This window comes from Bilifractor sp. LCP19S3_H10 (assembly GCF_052119185.1).
Lineage (GTDB): Bacteria > Bacillota > Clostridia > Lachnospirales > Lachnospiraceae > Bilifractor.
Map to the genome: position 1 here is coordinate 92,140 of NZ_JBQKFT010000001.1, position 15,362 is coordinate 107,501.

Genomic DNA, 15,362 nt, shown 5'->3' on the forward strand with positions numbered 1-15,362 from the left:
TGCTGTTACTTCTTCTTTTTGTTGCTTCTTCTTTTTGTTGCTTCTTTTTTTGCCGCTTTCTTCTCTACTTTTTCTCAGGGTTTTTCGGCTTGCGGATCGCCGAGTATACATTTTTCACATTCTTCAGAACCACGTGCGTCCTTGTGTCCTTGATTCCCGGAAGCTCCATGATCTTTCGGTGGATCTGGTCAAGCTCCTCCGGTGAGTTGCACGCGATCTTGAGAAGCAGATCCATACTTCCTGTCACATAGTAGCAGGAAACAACGCTGTCCATCTCCTGGATTGCATCCGCGAAACCGTCATAATACATCGGTTTTTCAAGAGCGACCTCCATTAAAGCCGTCATCAGATTTCCGACCTGCTTCTCATCGACGATGATCGTATATTTATCGATCACATGGTTCTCCTCCAGCTTGTGGATACGCTCGATCACAGCAGAAACAGACAGATGAATCTGCTTGGAAATATTGGACGCGGTCTCTCTTGCATTTTCCTGCAGCGCCTTTAAGATCTTATAGTCAATCTGATCCATATAACATTGCCTCGCATCATATTTTTGCAGAAATCCAAAATTATTCTGCAAAAATAAAGTATACACGATAAATTTTCATGTGCAAGCAGAAAATATCACTTCATTCCAGCCCTTGCCACCGCTTTCGGCACGGCAAAGGGCAGAGAATACCGGCGTGCTCAGACTTCAGGCGTTCCTTCTGCTTGTCAGAAACTGCACCGCCGCACCGGCCGCAAACAGGACCGCAATGACCAGCTTCTGAAGATCCGGGTTCCCCGAAAGGTTCGTTTTCATCAGCGCAAGCGCATGTACGGATACGGCGGCTCCTGCCCCGGCGGTAATAAAGATCACGGCCGGCCGTGAGAACTTCACTGCCAGCACACCTGCCAGCACAAATCCACCGGCCATCAGAATATACAGCACTACTTTCCACGCGCGTCCCTCAGGAAACGGAATCATACCGATCACAGATGCCGCCAGAAGGCCACAGAAAATGAATACTCCGGACAGATAAATTCTGTACGCAAAAAAGCACAGCAGAAATCCGCAGACAACGCCGATCAGCCATGGTGCATACCGCGGTTCGGAAATGAATTTCGAGGAGATCGTCCTGCCCAGGTACAGGCCGAGAAGAAATCCCGTCACAGAGATCCAGAACCGAAGCAGCCTGAAGCCGAAGAAACATTGAAGAATCCCCAGGATCAGGCTGCCGACGGCCAGGGCTTCCGTGAGCCCTGACATAATTTCAGAGATCGGACCGGTCATCAGATATGCTCTCCGGCCTTAAACACATACCCGCATTTCTCGCACTTGGAGTCTGCCGCGAGAATACTCTCCTTCGTGAAAACCTCTACGGTCTCGCCGCATACCGGGCACTTGACCTCCTGTAATACAGGTGTCTTCTTAGCTCCTTCACATCCGTCCAATACTGCCATATAGATCTCCTTTCTCCGTGTAACACAAATCCGAACGCCAAACGTTACGTCTCTATCTTAATACAAATACAAAAAAAGTGAAAGCAGATGACGTACAAATCTCAAAACAATAAAAAAAACCGGAAACCTTTGATCTGGTTTCCGGTATAATCAGCGCGAGACGGGATTCGAACCCGCGACCCCAACCTTGGCAAGGTTGTACTCCACCCCTGAGCCACTCGCGCATATTCAATTAAGAACAGAAATGAATGATATTCCTCTGTTCAAGCAGGTGATGGGAATCGAACCCACGTATCCAGCTTGGAAGGCTGGTGTTCTACCATTGAACTACACCTGCATCGCTATGGTTTTGACGGATCAGATCCGATCTGTCTTTCCGTGTCAACGTGTTAGATTATATAACACAGTTTCCAGGCTGTCAATCACTTTTTGAAATTTCACTTCACCTTTTCCACTTCACTTTTTGAAATTTTCCGCCTCATGAACTGTATGTAAAAACGCGCAGGAACCTCATGGACAGATTCCTGCCGCGGGATTAAGATAGAGAGATATGGAGAACTCCAGCCGCGGCTTCACCTGTTCTTTTCTGTTTCCATGGCAGGCGGAACGGCGATGACCCCCCGGCTGCAGATACGGCTCCACCTGTTCTGCACTGCAGCAAAGTCCATCTACGTAATATTTCGAACGGGAGGAATATGAAAAATGATTGATTTCAACAATATACATGGTTTTATCTCCGATATGGACGGCGTAATCTATCACGGAAACGAGATCCTGCCGGGCGTACCGGAATTTCTCAACTGGCTGAAGGACAATGACAAGAAATTTCTCTTTCTGACCAACAACTCCAATCTGACACCGAAGGGTCTGCAGCAAAAAATGGCCCGCATGGGTCTTGAAGTCGGCGAGGAGCACTTCTATACCAGCGCGCAGGCGACTGCAGCTTTTCTTCAGGATCAGGCGCCCGGCTGCTCCGCCTATGTGATCGGCGAAGCCGGTCTTCTGAACGCTCTGTACGACGCCGGCATCGTGATGAATGATGTGGATCCCGATTATGTGGTCGTCGGTGAAGGACGCAATTATTCCCTTGATTCTCTGACCAAGGCCTGCAACCTGGTTCTCGGCGGCGCCAAGCTGATCGGGGCATGCGCCGACGTCAGCGGTCCCATTGAGAATGGAATTGCTCCTGCCTGCGGCGCACTTATTTCACCGATTGAAATTGCTACGGGTGTCAAGGCGTATTTCTGCGGCAAGCCGAATCCCCTGATGATGCGCACCGGTCTGCGCATGCTGAACTGTCATTCCGCGGATGCCGTCATGATCGGTGACCGCATGGATACCGATATCATCTCCGGCCTGGAGAGCGGTATGTCCACCGTTCTGGTTCTTTCCGGCATTTCCACCCCGGACACGCTCCGGATGTACGGTTATCGTCCGTCCGCGGTTCTCAGCGGAGTCGGAGACATTCCCGCCCGCGCAGCAGCTTCGGCAGAGCACAGCACTCCGGATGCGCCTTCGGCCACCTGACACGTCATGTCAGTCTCATGAATGCGATTTTTTCCGTAATCTTATTCCGTAACACGCGCAGACAACACAGCTGCTCTTCTCAGATCACGAAATTATTCACCGTCTGTTCGCTCCAGTTCAGGAGGTCCTCAAGGGTATACTTGTCCACGACACTCCTGATCGCTTCATCCAGTTCTTTCCAGATCCGCAGTGTCACACAACTGTCTGCGCGCGGACAGTCATTACGATCTGTCGACAGACACTCCACCGGTGAGAGACTTCCCTCCGTCAGGCGGAGAATATCACCTACCACATATTCCTCCGGTCTCTTCGTCAGCCGGTAGCCGCCCTGCGGGCCGCGGATGCTGCGCAGATAGTTCGCGCGCACCAATACAGATACGATCTGTTCCAGATATTTCAGCGAGATATCCTGTCTGGCGGAAATATCCTTGATTCTCACCGGTTCTCCCGTATCATGCTGTGCAATATCCAGCATCATGCGCAGAGCGTATCTTCCCTTTGTAGATATTTTCATTTCATTCCCTCCATCATACCAGGCACACCTGACAGTCCATCGTCTGATTCAGCGGTGCACAGCCCCGACTCAACTGTCTGCTCGTCGTCCACACAGCAGCAGCCGTTCACATCTTCTGCCTGCGCTGCCTGCACCGCCCGGCTGCTCTTCGTGTAAGCAGCCGCGCCTCACTTCCTATTCGAGTAACGAGATAAAACACGCTGTGCGAGTTTTATCTCGCTATCGCGACGCTCGCCGCACACGAATACTTCGCATTCGGCTGCGGCTCACTGTTCGCGTAAGTAAAAATGTCAGCCGCAACAGCTCCGGCTGACATTCTTTCTTCTGCGTTTGCTTTTTCCTTACTGCTTTACAGCCTGAAATGCCTCTTCAAGATCTGCAATGATATCATCGATATGCTCTGTACCGATGGACAGGCGGATCGTATTCTTCTTGATGCCCTGATCTGCAAGCTCTTCGTCGTTATCTTCAGAATGAGTGGTGGATGCCGGATGAATAACCAGAGATTTTACATCCGCTACATTCGCCAGGAGACTGAACAGCTTCAGATGATCGATGAAATCCTTGGCATGTCTCTCATCGCCCTTCAGATCAAAGGTGAAAATCGAGCCGCCGCCGTTCGGAAGATACTTCTTGTAAAGTGCCTGCTGTGCGGGATCCTTGGATGCAGCCGGATGGCTGATGGATTCCACTTCCGGTTTTGTCTGCAGATATTCAATAACCTTCTTTGTGTTCTCAACCTGACGCTCCACACGAAGGCTCAGCGTCTCAAGGCCCTGCAGGAAAATCCATGCGTGGAACGGTGAAAGCGTAGCTCCCTCATCACGAAGGATAATTGCGCGGATATAAGTCGCAATTGTCGCCGGAGCCGTATCCTTGGCAAAGGTGAGACCATGATAGGACTGGTTCGGAGTGGACAGCCACGGCCACTTTGGAGAATTATAGTCAAATTTTCCTGCGTCGATGATAACGCCGCCGATGGTGGTTCCATGTCCTCCGATGAACTTTGTCGCGGAATGAACAACGATATCAGCGCCATACTCGATCGGACGAATCAGATAAGGTGTTGCAAAAGTATTATCAATGATCAGCGGAAGGCCATGCTTATGAGCAATATTTGCCCATGCCTCAATATCCACTACTTCGCCGTTCGGATTTCCGAGCGTCTCGATGTAGAGCGCCTTGGTGTTTTCTTTGATTGCCGCTTCCGCAGCCTTCAGATCAAAGGGATCTACAAATGTAGTGGTAACACCATAATCAACAAATGTGTGTGCAAGGAAGTTATAGGTGCCGCCGTAAATATTCTTCGCGGAGACAATGTGATCGCCCGCCTTTGCGACTGCCTGGAATGCGTATGTCACAGCAGCTGCGCCGGATGCAACGGCAAGTGCCGCAACTCCGCCCTCAAGAGCTGCAATACGTCTCTCAAAAATATCCTCTGTCGGGTTTGTCAGTCTTCCGTAGATATTGCCGGCGTCCTTCAGCGCAAATCTTGCCTCTGCATGATCACTGTTGCGGAATACAAAGGACGATGTCTGATAAATCGGAACTGCTCTGGAATCAGTGTAAGGATCTGCCTGCTCCTGTCCTACATGAAGGGCAAGTGTCTCGAAGTGAAGCTTTCTATCTGCTAATTCGCTCATATTTTTTCTCCTGTCATTCAGATTGATCGGTAAAATCTCCGTGTCTCAAATTCTGCACCGCCGGCTGTCGCACATTCCATCTCTGCACTCCTGCCGCCGGCTGTCGCACATTTCATCGCTGCACTCCTGCCGCCGGCTGTCACACATTCTATCTCTGCGCTCATGCCGCCGGCTGTCGTGTTTTTCTCGTCTGCGTTATATTTCTTAATTAATTCTCAAACAGTGCGGTTGAATAATATCTGTCACCACTGTCCGGGAGAAGCGCTACGATTGTCTTGCCCTTGGCTTCCGGACGTTTTGCTACCTGAAGAGCTGCCCAGAGTGCCGCGCCGGAAGAAATTCCAACCAGAATTCCCTCCTTATGTGCCAGTTCCTTTGCGGTCTGGAAGGGAACCTCGTTATCGACAGTGATAACCTCGTCATAAACCTTCTGATCCAGAATGCTCGGAACAAATCCCGCGCCGATACCCTGAATCTTATGCGGTCCGCCATGGCCCTCCGTAAGAACCGGTGATGTTGTCGGCTCGATGGCGATCACTTTAACGTCGGGCTTCTGCTCCTTAAGATATTTGCCTGTTCCGGTAAGGGTTCCGCCTGTTCCGATGCCTGCCAGGAAGTAGTCTACCTCTCCGTCGGTATCGTTCCAGATCTCCGGGCCGGTCGTCTCATAATGAGCCTTCGGGTTCGCCGGATTGTCAAACTGTCCGGTAAGAACCGCTCCCGGTGTTGCTTCCACAATCTCTTTTGCCTTTGCGATTGCACCGGTCATGCCCTTGCTTCCGTCTGTAAGAACAAGCTGTGCGCCGTATGCTTTCAGGATATTGCGTCGCTCGACGCTCATGGTCTCCGGCATTGTCAGGATAACCTTATAGCCCTTTGAAGCAGCTACGGACGCAAGACCGATTCCGGTGTTTCCGGAGGTCGGCTCTACGATGGTCCCGCCCGGCTGAAGCTTTCCGGACTTCTCGGCATCCTCGATCATATATTTTGCGATTCTGTCCTTGACGCTTCCCGCCGGGTTGAAGTACTCAAGCTTTACCAGCAGTCTCGCGTCGAGGTTGTACTCCTTTTCAAAGCTTGTAAGCTCTACCAGCGGTGTCTTGCCGATCAGTTCTGTTGCGTTCTTGTAAATATTAGCCATTTCAAATCTCCTTTTCTTCCTCTGCCGAGGATCTCATGATTGTTCCGTTTGTGTTCCTTCTGTGATAAGTTCTGCTCATCCGTCATTACTGGAAGCCCTGCATCACTTAACCGTTGTCTCACCGGCTTTGTCTGCCGTTCACTTCTCTGTTCTCTTCTGCTGTATTATTCTGTCGACCGGAGGCAACAACATCGCATGTCTCCGTTCACAGCCGGAAGGTTGTTCAACTGGTGATTCATATCTTTGTTACCTCCTATATCTCGTATTTCCTAGCTGATATATAGGATTATAGGGATTAATGTCCTGTTTGTCAATAGGAAATTAGAAGTTTTAAAAAAAATATGCCGGAGCAGGCGTGTCTCCCTGACATACGTCTGCTCCGGCTGTAACTTCTCTCATTATATACTCTCACAGCTGTATTTTTTCAATTGGCAAACTATACTCTTGTAAAAATCTCACCCTGGATTTTATATTCTCATCTCCGGCGGATGCGCCCGGCCGGATTATAAAAAGTCTTCCTCCCCTTCCGGTCAGGAACCCCGGAAGTCCGGTAAGAAGCGCCGTTTTTCATGGTTTTGTCTGTTTCCGCAGAAAACGGTGCTCCGCCCGCGTCTTCTCCGGAAACCGCACCGGAGACCGGCCCTCCCTGTTCTCCCCCGTCTTCCGGAATATTTTCTCCCGCCAGGCGGAGGATGTCCTCCACTTCATCTTCTGAAATATTCATATACTCCGCCAACTCATCGACATAGACCTTTCTGCCGAGCTGTTCCTTCAGAGCCGTGATACTCCTCTTCAAATCCTCGACTCTTTCCACCATCCGTTCATCCCGTGTATGGATGTCCCGCTGCTCCTCCAGCATCGCCAGAATTCCCTCGCGGACCTCTGTCATAAGCTTCCGCCTCACGTTCTCACGATCCGTCAGCTCAGAGGGATCCAGCCCGTCCAGATACAGAACCAGATTCAGGCTTCCTTCCTGTATCATATCTGAGAGGTGCACACCGGGCTCATACATCTGCTTTGCCGTCTCGACAACCTCCGGAAGAAGGAGCTCCGAGATCCTTCGCTTTGCCGCCGTGCTTCCGTTCTTGCATTCCTCCGCCAGGCGCTCCCATTCTCCGTCCTCTTCCGCGCGAATCCCGCTCAGCTCTTCGGCATAATCCTCCAGCCATGCCTGATCCTCGTCCGTCCAGAGATAGCCGTCATTTTCATCATCGGAAGCCTCCGGCTCCGCCGCTTCATTTGATCCCCCTGTCGCTTCCAATGGCAATTTCCTGTCAATACCTTCCACAATGATTTTCTTTGACAACAGGAAATCATACACCAGGTTCATCTGTTCCGCAGATAGACCGTCCTCCTCAAAAAACTTACTTACATCATTTTTTGCTATATGTCCCCCGAGATCGTTGGCATTCTGAAGAATCCTCTGCAGCTTCTTCCGGAATTCCTCCGGCTTCATGTTTCTATCCTTATCCATTGTAATCACCTGTCAAATCCTGATCTGTATTTTCAGCTGATGATACCTTCTTTTCCTTTACACGAGCATAGCCGATAATCCGGTCCAGCACAACATTTGTCATAACATAGTTATAAACGTTATCCTTCCCGTTTTTGCTGATCAGATCATCAGAAGAAACGCCGTAGAGATCTGCCGCCTTCTGCAGTTCCTTCTGGTAGGCCGGACTATTCTCCGAAAGCTTCTCCGCCTTCACCAGAGCACCCAGCATTAGTTTACTTGCGGCCGCATACTTCCCATTCTGTTCTTTCTGTTTGCTGTAGGTATCCTGGTCGATCCCGGACTGCTCTATATATTCATCCAGCGAGAGACCGTATTTCTCCGCCTCTGACTTGATATTGGCTTCGAATGATTCTTCCCCGTTCTTTACATATTCCTTTGGCAGGAAATGATAGACACTGGCCTGCTGCACCTGATTCCACGCCTCTCCCTGAAGCTCGGACTCTGCTTTTTCCTCTTCCTGCTGTGTCAGAGATTTCCTGACAGACTCCCTGTAATCCGCAACATCAGAGATCGAATTATTTGTATAATCCTTTACCCAGTCATCCGTCAGCTCCGGTATCCTTTTGATGGCATTTACCGTAACAGTAAAAACGACATCCTTTCCGGCAAGATCGGAGGAATAGTAATTATCTGGAAAACGAAGCTTCAGATCCTTCGTTTCTCCTTTCTTCATTCCTACCACGCCGTCTTCAAATCCCTCAATAAAGCTTCCGGATCCGAGGGTAAGGTCATAGCTGTCACTGGATCCGCCATCGAAAGCCTTCCCGTCAATTTTCCCCTCATAGGCAATATCTACGGTATCTCCCAATGCCGCTGCTGCGTTCTTGTCTGTCACCTCCTCCGGTGTCATCTGTGATTCAATATAGGAAGTGATATCATGATCTGTCACGGTCTGAATCTCCTTCGTGAGGTTCAGTTTCTTATAATTGCCCAGCGTAATCGCGTCTGCGATCTTGAAATCCCCGTCCCTGACCGGAGCGGCGAGAATCTGATCCGTAAGGCTTCCCGAGGAGGAAGACGCGGATAAAGCCGCCTCTGCTCCGTCAGACCCGGACGAGATCACCGACGTGTCCGATGATGTTTCCTGTGACGTTTCCTGTACAGTGTTTTTTCCGCCAGATGCTCCGCATCCCGCGGCAGACAACGTTACCATGAGGCACATCGCCGTTATTAATATTTTTCTTTTCATAATGATTCATCCTGTAAAACTGCGCCCGCAGAGTATTGTCCTTTGTCTGTAGCCGATGTTGTCTTCCACTGGCGAAGTATCCGATCTGTGATGCCCTGCATCCAGGGCACGTTTATCTGTTTCATATTCACGGCAGACTCTTGTCCTGCTGCCGGAAAACGGCTCATGCACCGGGCACTGCACTCTGCTCCATACTCACTACAGTCTCTTGCCCTGCTGCCGGAAAACCGCTCATGCACCGGACACTGCCCCTATTGCAGATTCATAACAGTCTGGTAGACGTCGGCAGTATAAATCGTATGCATCCCGATTCGTACATAATCCTTCCCCGTCTGAATCCATGTCAGCTCCTGATCATTTTCTGTCATAAAATACCGGAAACCCAGGCTCTTCAGATATTCGTACCGCGAATCACCGTCTGAATAACCGCTCCAGCTTCCGATATCTCCCCCATGAGGAAGAACCAGAATGTCAGTATTCCCGAGAAGGCTTCCGATCTTCTCCTCCCAGTTGTCCGCATCCGCCTTTATCAGTTCATAATCACCGGCATAGCTGATATCCGCATAAGTACCGCTTGCCAGGCACCAGCCTTCATTCCGTAGCGCCTTGATCAAAGAAGAAAGCGTTTCCTTATTCTGTTCCACCTGTGTTTCTGTGATTTCAGAAGTCACGCCTCCTGCACTTCCCGGGTTGTCCGCATTCTCAGTACTGTCCGCAGAGACGCTTTCTGTCCCCGATGATTCCTCCGAATCATCTCCGACGTTTCCCGGCTGAATCAGATTTGTCCCGGAGCCGTCAGTTCCTGAGAAAGCGCCTGATTCCATACTTTCTGTTCCTGTACCTTCTGTTCCAGCGTCTGCACTTCCCGTGCTGCCTGTTCCGGTATCTCCCGTATCGGATCCGGAATAACGCGCTTCGTTTTCCTGCACCTCACGGACCGCGTCCGCGCTCAGCTTTCCTGCCTGACTTCCGCTCACCTCAAGAGCATATCCGAACATCCCGTTCTGCCCGGTCACAGCGATGACACCGCGGGCATCTTGACTGGAAAAATCAGGGTGTTCCCTGATAAAAGCGTCAAGGCAGGTGATGACATCGACATCTCCCGTCTGAACCTTCCCGTCCGAATCGGTATAGGTATTTGTCAGACTTCCATCCTCCTTCTGCGTCAGGCTGTCTGCATGTCCGTCATAACCCGGCGTATAACCGGCACCTGTTTCCGTGATGGTCAGTGGTTTTTTCCCGATAGGAACCGATACCTTTCCTTCCTTCATCGTGCCGTCTCCGCTGTCGGCAATGCTTTCAGGATCGACCAGGACATAGTTTCGGCGATACAAATCCTGAAGGATCTCCTTGAACTCCGTAACCGTCAGAACAGAAACTCCGTCGGTTCCCGACGACGAACTCTCTGCAATGCTTTCATCCGCAGAATCTGCATCCTCTGTGCCGTCCTCCTGATCTGCTGTGCCGTTCTGATCCGATGTGTCATTGTCTTCTGACGTCCCGCCCGGATCCGAGCTGTCATCCTGATCCGCTGCACGGTTCTGATCTGATGTTTCGTCCTGATCCGCCGATCCGGACTGCGATGTCCCGGAAGTTGCAGCCTCATCCAGCGTCAGAACCGGAAACGTAAGATTCAGCACCTCGGATCCCGGATAGGTATCCATTGTCTGGGCCGTCGCTTTCGCCGCGGCAGCATCCGATTCTGTCTTAGCCTTGTCCCGCCTGTATTTTCCGACAACAGCCATCACGCCGGCAAAGCCCAGTACAGCTGCCACGATACACAGAAAAATCCGAACCATTCGGATGATTCTGCGGCGTTTACGACGCCTGCGCGCCATCTCCTGCCGCCTTCGTCTCCTTCGTGCTCTCTCTCTTGCCAGCCGCTCCTCATCCTGTTCCGGTTTCTGCTCATCACCTGTTCTCAGTTCCTGCATACCGGAATTCTTTCCGTCAGCTTTTCTGCTGTCTCCGCTTGAATTTCTCCGCCTGTTCTTGTTATCAGTCAACGGATACCCCCTGCAGGCATCTCTCTTCCTGCGAATACATCTCGTAAATTAACCTCATCATACCTTGCCGGACTGGCCGACCGTGTGAATATCGAGATAAAACACGCTGCGCGAGTTTTATCTCGATATCGCGACGCTCGCCGCACACGAATACTTCGCATTCGGCTGCGGCTCACTGTTCGCGTAAATCATAACGCAAATATGCGTTCTTCGCAATATCCGCGCTCCGGAACACCTCCTCACGCGCTGATGGCAGCGCTCTTTATCCGCTGTCTTCGCCTTGTCTGCCGGAAAACAACTGGCTGTTTACACGCACAGCTGAAAGCGCGCAAGATCCGCCGTCTCCTCCCTGCTTTCCGGATAATAATCCGGCGGATATGTCATACAGATCCGACAAAGATTTCGGACGCACCATGAATGGTTCCGATTGCCTTTTGCCCGCAGGAATGCTAGAATAGGATAGATATTTTCAACATAAAGGTAGGAGGTATGAGGACATGCGCTGGTGGGTAGTTCTGATCATCGTAATTGCGATCGCCGCCGCTGTGATTGCCATCCTGTATTTTCTGGGTAAACGCGCCGAGAAGAAGCAGGCGGAACAGCAGGAGCAGATCGATGCGCAAAAGCAAAATGTCACAATGCTGGTTATTGACAAGAAAAAGGTAAAACTGAAGGATGCCGGTTTTCCGGATATTGTCCTGCAGCAGACCCCGAAAATGCTCCGCGGTCGTAAATTTCCTGTCGTAAAGGCCAGAGTCAATACCGGAAGAGGTGCCATGGTTTCTTCTTTCATCTGCGACAAGAACGTATTTGACGTCATTCCCCTGAAGAAGGAAGTCAAGGCTACGATTTCCGGCCTGTACATAACAGATGTCCGCGCAATTCGCGGCAAGCTTGATAATGCCGGCAAGAAAAAGAAAGAAAGCAAAATGGAACAGCTGCTCCGCAAGGGACGCGGCGAGGAGTAACGTTTTCGCATCTTCCCAATCTGATCCGCATTCAGCGGTCATTATGAAAAGAGGTCAGAATTCTGAGATTCTGACCTCTTTCTCTTTGTTATGCATTATGCAGGCCTTAAGCCTGATCCTATTATAAAACGTTTTTCGCGTTTTCACCGTTCACTCTGGCTGTCAGTCAGATGGAACTCCCCGCCGTGTCTTGACTCAATGCGAATCTCAACCTCACAGTCCGCGGTTACATCGTCTTCCACGGTAAGCGCGTAGCCCACTCGGTAATCGATGCGGTTTTCCTCTTCCTCCAGCCGGAACGATGTTGCGGCGATCTGCAGATTCATCATCCCGAAAGGTGTATGATAGGACGCACATGTTCTCTTCTCCTTCTCAAAGAGCATTTCTACCTCGATCGTCCCGCTTCTGCGGACGAGAAGCCTGTCCTCTGTAAATTTCAGGACACTGTGCGTCTTTCCGGATAACCCTTCCTCAACCTCATCAAACACGACATAATGCTGACCGTTCTTATGGTAGTACACTCCGGGCATCATAATCTCCACCGGTTTGTTCTCATCGTCTGACCGGACATATTGAAAACCCTTTAATGAGACAATGACATTTTTATCCATTTTCTGTACCGGTTACATATGACAGATGTTCGAGGAATCGGACGGTCCCTTAATCGACGTAAAGTTCTTCTTCGCCTTCTCCGGATCATCGAAAATCTCATCCATCGTATGCCATCCGAGGACGGCACACTTTACACGGGCAGGCATGTGTGAAATATCCTGAAGAACGCCGGCCTCCTCGAGCTCGTCTCTTTCCTCATCCGTAATTTTTCCTTTGATCATTCGAAGGAAAATGTCAGAGAGATGTCTTGCCTCCTCAATAGTTTTTCCGATGATCAGATCCAGCATCATATCCGCGGAAGCCTGTGAGATGGCACAGCCATCTCCGACATACGCCCCGTCTGTAATTTTTCCGTCTTTAATCTTCAGCTTCAGGACGATATCATCCCCACAGCTCGGGTTCACACCCTCCAGTTCATAATCCGCGTCCTCAAGCTCATGCTTGTGCGCCGGGTGAAGATTATGATCGGTCAGAATCTCATTATAAAATGTATTATTCTGCATAGCCCATTTCCTTCCTCACCGAATTCAAAGCATCGATCAGTCTGTCTGCCTCTTCCTCCGTATTGTAGAAGCAGAAGCTGGCTCTCGTGGTGGACGGGATGCCAAGGAACTTCAGAAGCGGCTGCGCGCAGTGGTGGCCTGCCCGGACATCCACATGAAGACTGTCCAGAATTGCCGCAATGTCATGAGGATGAACTCCCTCGACCTTGAAGGTGATGATGCCGTGATGGTTCTTCGGATCCTCCGACCCGAGAATTGTAATATACGGATTTTCTCTCATCCGTTCCATGGTGTATCGGGTCAGGTATTCCTCCCGCTCCATGATGCGGTCAAACCCGATCCTGTTGTAGTAATCGATCGCCGCGTGAAGGCCGACAGCGCCTCCGGCGTTTACGGTTCCTGCCTCGAACTTGTGCGGCAGCTCCGCGTAGGTCGCGCCCTCGCGGGTGACGTACTCGATCATCTCTCCTCCGAACAGGAAGGGTTGCATCTTCTCCAGAATCTCCTTCCTGCCGTACAGCACGCCGATTCCCATCGGCGCAAGCATCTTGTGACCGGAGAATGCCAGAAAATCGACATCCAGGTCCTGCACGTCCACCGGAATGTGGGGCACGCTCTGTGCGCCGTCACATACAAACACCGCTCCCTGCTCGTGAGCGATGGACGCAAATGTCTTCACATCGTTTCTGCAGCCGAGCACATTGGAAATCTGCGTCATGCACACGAGTCTGGTCCTTGGCGTCAGAGCCTTGCGGAACATCTCCTCCGTGATGGTGCCGTCCTCTAAAGGTTCCAGATATCTCAGAACCGCGCCGGTTCTTCTTGCGGCCTGCTGCCACGGAAGCATATCACTGTGATGTTCCATAACGGTGATCAGTATCTCGTCTCCAGCGCTCAGATGATCCTCCGTCCACGCATAGCCGATCAGATTCAGACTCTCCGTCGCGTTTCTGGTAAAAATAATTTCTTCCGTACTCTTCGCGTTGATGAACGAGCGGACCGCCTCCCGCGCATCCTCGTATTCCCTGGTTGCCTCTACGCTCAGTGCATACAGTCCTCTGAGCGGATTTGCGTTTGATTTCCGATAGTACTCTGTAACCGCATCCAGAACAGCCTGTGGTTTCTGGGTTGTCGCCGCATTATCCAGATATGCCTCACCGGGATTCAGAAGCGGAAAATCCCTGCGGATCCGCTCATCCTCCTCCCTGCGTTCAGTCTTCGTCATTCTCCAGGCCTCCTCCCAGAAACTCATTGATGTCCTCTTTTGTCTTCTCATCCGGGATCATCCGCACCGTGGCGTCAATTCTGGCCTTGGCCATCATTTCATAAATTTCTTCTCTGTCCAGTCCTCTCGACTCGAGATAGAACATGAGGCTCTCATCCAGTCTTCCGATCGTGGCTCCGTGATTTCCAACCACGTCCTCCTCTGTACACAGGATCAGCGGTATCGTCTGGTTTCTGACGCCCTCATCCATCAGAAGAACATCCTCTTTCTCATTTCCGACCGCGCCCACAGCGCCCCGCTTGAGATCGATCGTGGCACGCAGAATCTTCGAGGCCTTGTCGCGCAGAACACCGTTGACATTAATCTCGCACTCAGTCTTTCTGGCGATGTGATTTGCGAAGTAGTTCATGTCGAGATGACCGTTCCCAGCGACCTGATAGGCGATATCTGTCTTCAGGCTGCTATGGTAACCGGCCAGATCGATCTGGTAGCCCTGATAGACTTCTTTTCCGGAAAGCACGAGGTGAATAACCTCAACCCTTGCGTTGTCTCCTGTTTTTCCTCCGAGATCATTGATAAAGCTGAAATTCTGACCGACCCGGACGATCTGCACCAGGCGGAGAACTGAATTCTCGCCGGCAGAAAATTTTGTCTGAACCGCCGCGGCACCGGAAGCGTCCGGAACAGCGGTATAGTCCATCACAACGGTGAGTTCGCTGTTCTTCTCGGCCACAAGGTTCACCGCGTTCACCCTTCTGTCACCGTCCTGATAGGTATACTTCAGGCGAAGAGGCTCCACCGTCTTCGTGCCCGCCGGCGCGGCATACACCTGTACGCCCTGCGCGGATGCTTCTACTGCCTCTGTAAATGCCTTTCCCGCTCCGGTTGGCTGCTCCGGAAACAGACTTTTCTCTGACTCACGGGTCTGTATACCCTCCGGAACCTCCGCGTCAGCCACAGCCGCGCCGGAAAATTTTGTTCCGACACTTGCCTCATTCATATTCAGCCAGTACCAGGTAATAGCCGGCAGCCGGTTGATTTTAATATTTCCGTTTTCTCCCATATCTGCCTC

General features: G+C 51.1%; 15 protein-coding genes and 2 tRNA genes. 2 read left to right on the forward strand and 15 right to left on the reverse strand.

What is annotated here, in order from left to right; translation table 11 throughout:
* Positions 1-64 precede the first annotated feature (64 nt).
* The 5 genes from ACTQZS_RS00375 to ACTQZS_RS00395 form a co-directional block, all read right to left on the reverse strand.
* A complete protein-coding gene (locus ACTQZS_RS00375; protein WP_441474069.1) occupies positions 65-532 on the reverse strand; it encodes an Lrp/AsnC family transcriptional regulator in 468 nt (155 codons plus the stop codon).
* 165 nt (positions 533-697) lie between these two features.
* Entirely contained in the window at positions 698-1,276 is a 579-nt protein-coding gene (locus tag ACTQZS_RS00380) for a hypothetical protein (protein WP_441474070.1), read from the reverse strand.
* Complete coding sequence (locus tag ACTQZS_RS00385) at positions 1,276-1,446, reverse strand: hypothetical protein (protein ID WP_441098859.1); 171 nt, start codon at positions 1,444-1,446, stop codon at positions 1,276-1,278. Before ACTQZS_RS00385 ends, ACTQZS_RS00380 begins: the two co-directional genes overlap by 1 nt.
* Before the next feature lie 152 nt (positions 1,447-1,598).
* Positions 1,599-1,670 (reverse strand) — tRNA-Gly (locus ACTQZS_RS00390).
* A gap of 42 nt (positions 1,671-1,712) precedes the next feature.
* A tRNA-Gly gene (locus ACTQZS_RS00395) sits at positions 1,713-1,783 on the reverse strand.
* 365 nt (positions 1,784-2,148) lie between these two features.
* On the opposite strand from ACTQZS_RS00395, the gene ACTQZS_RS00400 reads away from it, so the two are divergent.
* Entirely contained in the window at positions 2,149-2,973 is an 825-nt protein-coding gene (locus ACTQZS_RS00400; protein ID WP_441098860.1) for an HAD-IIA family hydrolase, read from the forward strand.
* 79 nt (positions 2,974-3,052) lie between these two features.
* On the opposite strand, the gene ACTQZS_RS00405 is transcribed toward ACTQZS_RS00400, so the two are convergent.
* The 6 genes from ACTQZS_RS00405 to ACTQZS_RS00430 form a co-directional block, all read right to left on the reverse strand.
* The gene (locus ACTQZS_RS00405; protein WP_441098861.1) at positions 3,053-3,487 is read right to left on the reverse strand and encodes an RrF2 family transcriptional regulator; all 435 of its coding nucleotides are present in this window, start codon (positions 3,485-3,487) and stop codon (positions 3,053-3,055) included.
* 341 nt (positions 3,488-3,828) lie between these two features.
* Positions 3,829-5,130, reverse strand: coding sequence for an O-acetylhomoserine aminocarboxypropyltransferase/cysteine synthase family protein (locus ACTQZS_RS00410; RefSeq protein ID WP_441098863.1), 1,302 nt, complete (start codon positions 5,128-5,130; stop codon positions 3,829-3,831).
* A 208-nt stretch (positions 5,131-5,338) separates the two neighbouring features.
* A complete protein-coding gene (gene cysK / locus ACTQZS_RS00415) occupies positions 5,339-6,271 on the reverse strand; it encodes a cysteine synthase A (protein WP_441098864.1) in 933 nt (310 codons plus the stop codon).
* A 475-nt stretch (positions 6,272-6,746) separates the two neighbouring features.
* Positions 6,747-7,745: a sigma-70 domain-containing protein gene (locus tag ACTQZS_RS00420; RefSeq protein ID WP_441474071.1), complete on the reverse strand. Its 999-nt coding sequence runs from the start codon at positions 7,743-7,745 to the stop codon at positions 6,747-6,749.
* Positions 7,738-8,976, reverse strand: a complete 1,239-nt coding sequence (gene tig / locus ACTQZS_RS00425; protein WP_441474072.1) for a trigger factor — start codon at positions 8,974-8,976, stop codon at positions 7,738-7,740. The genes ACTQZS_RS00420 and tig overlap by 8 nt, the downstream gene beginning before the upstream one ends.
* Positions 8,977-9,227: 251 nt before the next feature.
* Entirely contained in the window at positions 9,228-10,982 is a 1,755-nt protein-coding gene (locus tag ACTQZS_RS00430) for a hypothetical protein (RefSeq protein ID WP_441474073.1), read from the reverse strand.
* Positions 10,983-11,479: 497 nt separating this feature from the next.
* On the opposite strand from ACTQZS_RS00430, the gene ACTQZS_RS00435 reads away from it, so the two are divergent.
* A complete protein-coding gene (locus ACTQZS_RS00435; protein WP_441474074.1) occupies positions 11,480-11,950 on the forward strand; it encodes a hypothetical protein in 471 nt (156 codons plus the stop codon).
* A gap of 143 nt (positions 11,951-12,093) precedes the next feature.
* On the opposite strand, the gene ACTQZS_RS00440 is transcribed toward ACTQZS_RS00435, so the two are convergent.
* The 4 genes from ACTQZS_RS00440 to ACTQZS_RS00455 are packed head-to-tail and all read right to left on the reverse strand — an operon-like array spanning position 12,094 to position 15,353.
* Positions 12,094-12,561 carry a DUF1934 domain-containing protein gene (locus ACTQZS_RS00440; RefSeq protein ID WP_441474075.1) on the reverse strand — a complete coding sequence of 156 codons (468 nt, stop codon included), beginning with the start codon at positions 12,559-12,561 and terminating at the stop codon, positions 12,094-12,096.
* 12 nt (positions 12,562-12,573) lie between these two features.
* Positions 12,574-13,065 carry a Fe-S cluster assembly sulfur transfer protein SufU gene (gene sufU, locus ACTQZS_RS00445; protein WP_441474076.1) on the reverse strand — a complete coding sequence of 164 codons (492 nt, stop codon included), beginning with the start codon at positions 13,063-13,065 and terminating at the stop codon, positions 12,574-12,576.
* A complete protein-coding gene (locus ACTQZS_RS00450) occupies positions 13,055-14,290 on the reverse strand; it encodes an aminotransferase class V-fold PLP-dependent enzyme (RefSeq protein WP_441474077.1) in 1,236 nt (411 codons plus the stop codon). Before ACTQZS_RS00450 ends, sufU begins: the two co-directional genes overlap by 11 nt.
* Entirely contained in the window at positions 14,277-15,353 is a 1,077-nt protein-coding gene (locus ACTQZS_RS00455; RefSeq protein ID WP_441474078.1) for a SufB/SufD family protein, read from the reverse strand. Before ACTQZS_RS00455 ends, ACTQZS_RS00450 begins: the two co-directional genes overlap by 14 nt.
* Between the last annotated feature and the right edge of the window lie 9 nt (positions 15,354-15,362).

Bases quoted from the DNA above. Each gene is read 5' to 3' on its own strand.
- ACTQZS_RS00375 (WP_441474069.1), bottom strand. From the start codon at position 532: ATGGATCAGATTGACTATAAGATCTTAAAGGCGCTGCAGGAAAATGCA.
- ACTQZS_RS00380 (WP_441474070.1), bottom strand. From the start codon at position 1,276: ATGACCGGTCCGATCTCTGAAATTATGTCAGGGCTCACGGAAGCCCTG.
- ACTQZS_RS00385 (WP_441098859.1), bottom strand. From the start codon at position 1,446: ATGGCAGTATTGGACGGATGTGAAGGAGCTAAGAAGACACCTGTATTA.
- ACTQZS_RS00400 (WP_441098860.1), top strand. From the start codon at position 2,149: ATGATTGATTTCAACAATATACATGGTTTTATCTCCGATATGGACGGC.
- ACTQZS_RS00405 (WP_441098861.1), bottom strand. From the start codon at position 3,487: ATGAAAATATCTACAAAGGGAAGATACGCTCTGCGCATGATGCTGGAT.
- ACTQZS_RS00410 (WP_441098863.1), bottom strand. From the start codon at position 5,130: ATGAGCGAATTAGCAGATAGAAAGCTTCACTTCGAGACACTTGCCCTT.
- cysK (WP_441098864.1), bottom strand. From the start codon at position 6,271: ATGGCTAATATTTACAAGAACGCAACAGAACTGATCGGCAAGACACCG.
- ACTQZS_RS00420 (WP_441474071.1), bottom strand. From the start codon at position 7,745: ATGGATAAGGATAGAAACATGAAGCCGGAGGAATTCCGGAAGAAGCTG.
- tig (WP_441474072.1), bottom strand. From the start codon at position 8,976: ATGAAAAGAAAAATATTAATAACGGCGATGTGCCTCATGGTAACGTTG.
- ACTQZS_RS00435 (WP_441474074.1), top strand. From the start codon at position 11,480: ATGCGCTGGTGGGTAGTTCTGATCATCGTAATTGCGATCGCCGCCGCT.
- ACTQZS_RS00440 (WP_441474075.1), bottom strand. From the start codon at position 12,561: ATGGATAAAAATGTCATTGTCTCATTAAAGGGTTTTCAATATGTCCGG.
- sufU (WP_441474076.1), bottom strand. From the start codon at position 13,065: ATGCAGAATAATACATTTTATAATGAGATTCTGACCGATCATAATCTT.
- ACTQZS_RS00450 (WP_441474077.1), bottom strand. From the start codon at position 14,290: ATGACGAAGACTGAACGCAGGGAGGAGGATGAGCGGATCCGCAGGGAT.
- ACTQZS_RS00455 (WP_441474078.1), bottom strand. From the start codon at position 15,353: ATGGGAGAAAACGGAAATATTAAAATCAACCGGCTGCCGGCTATTACC.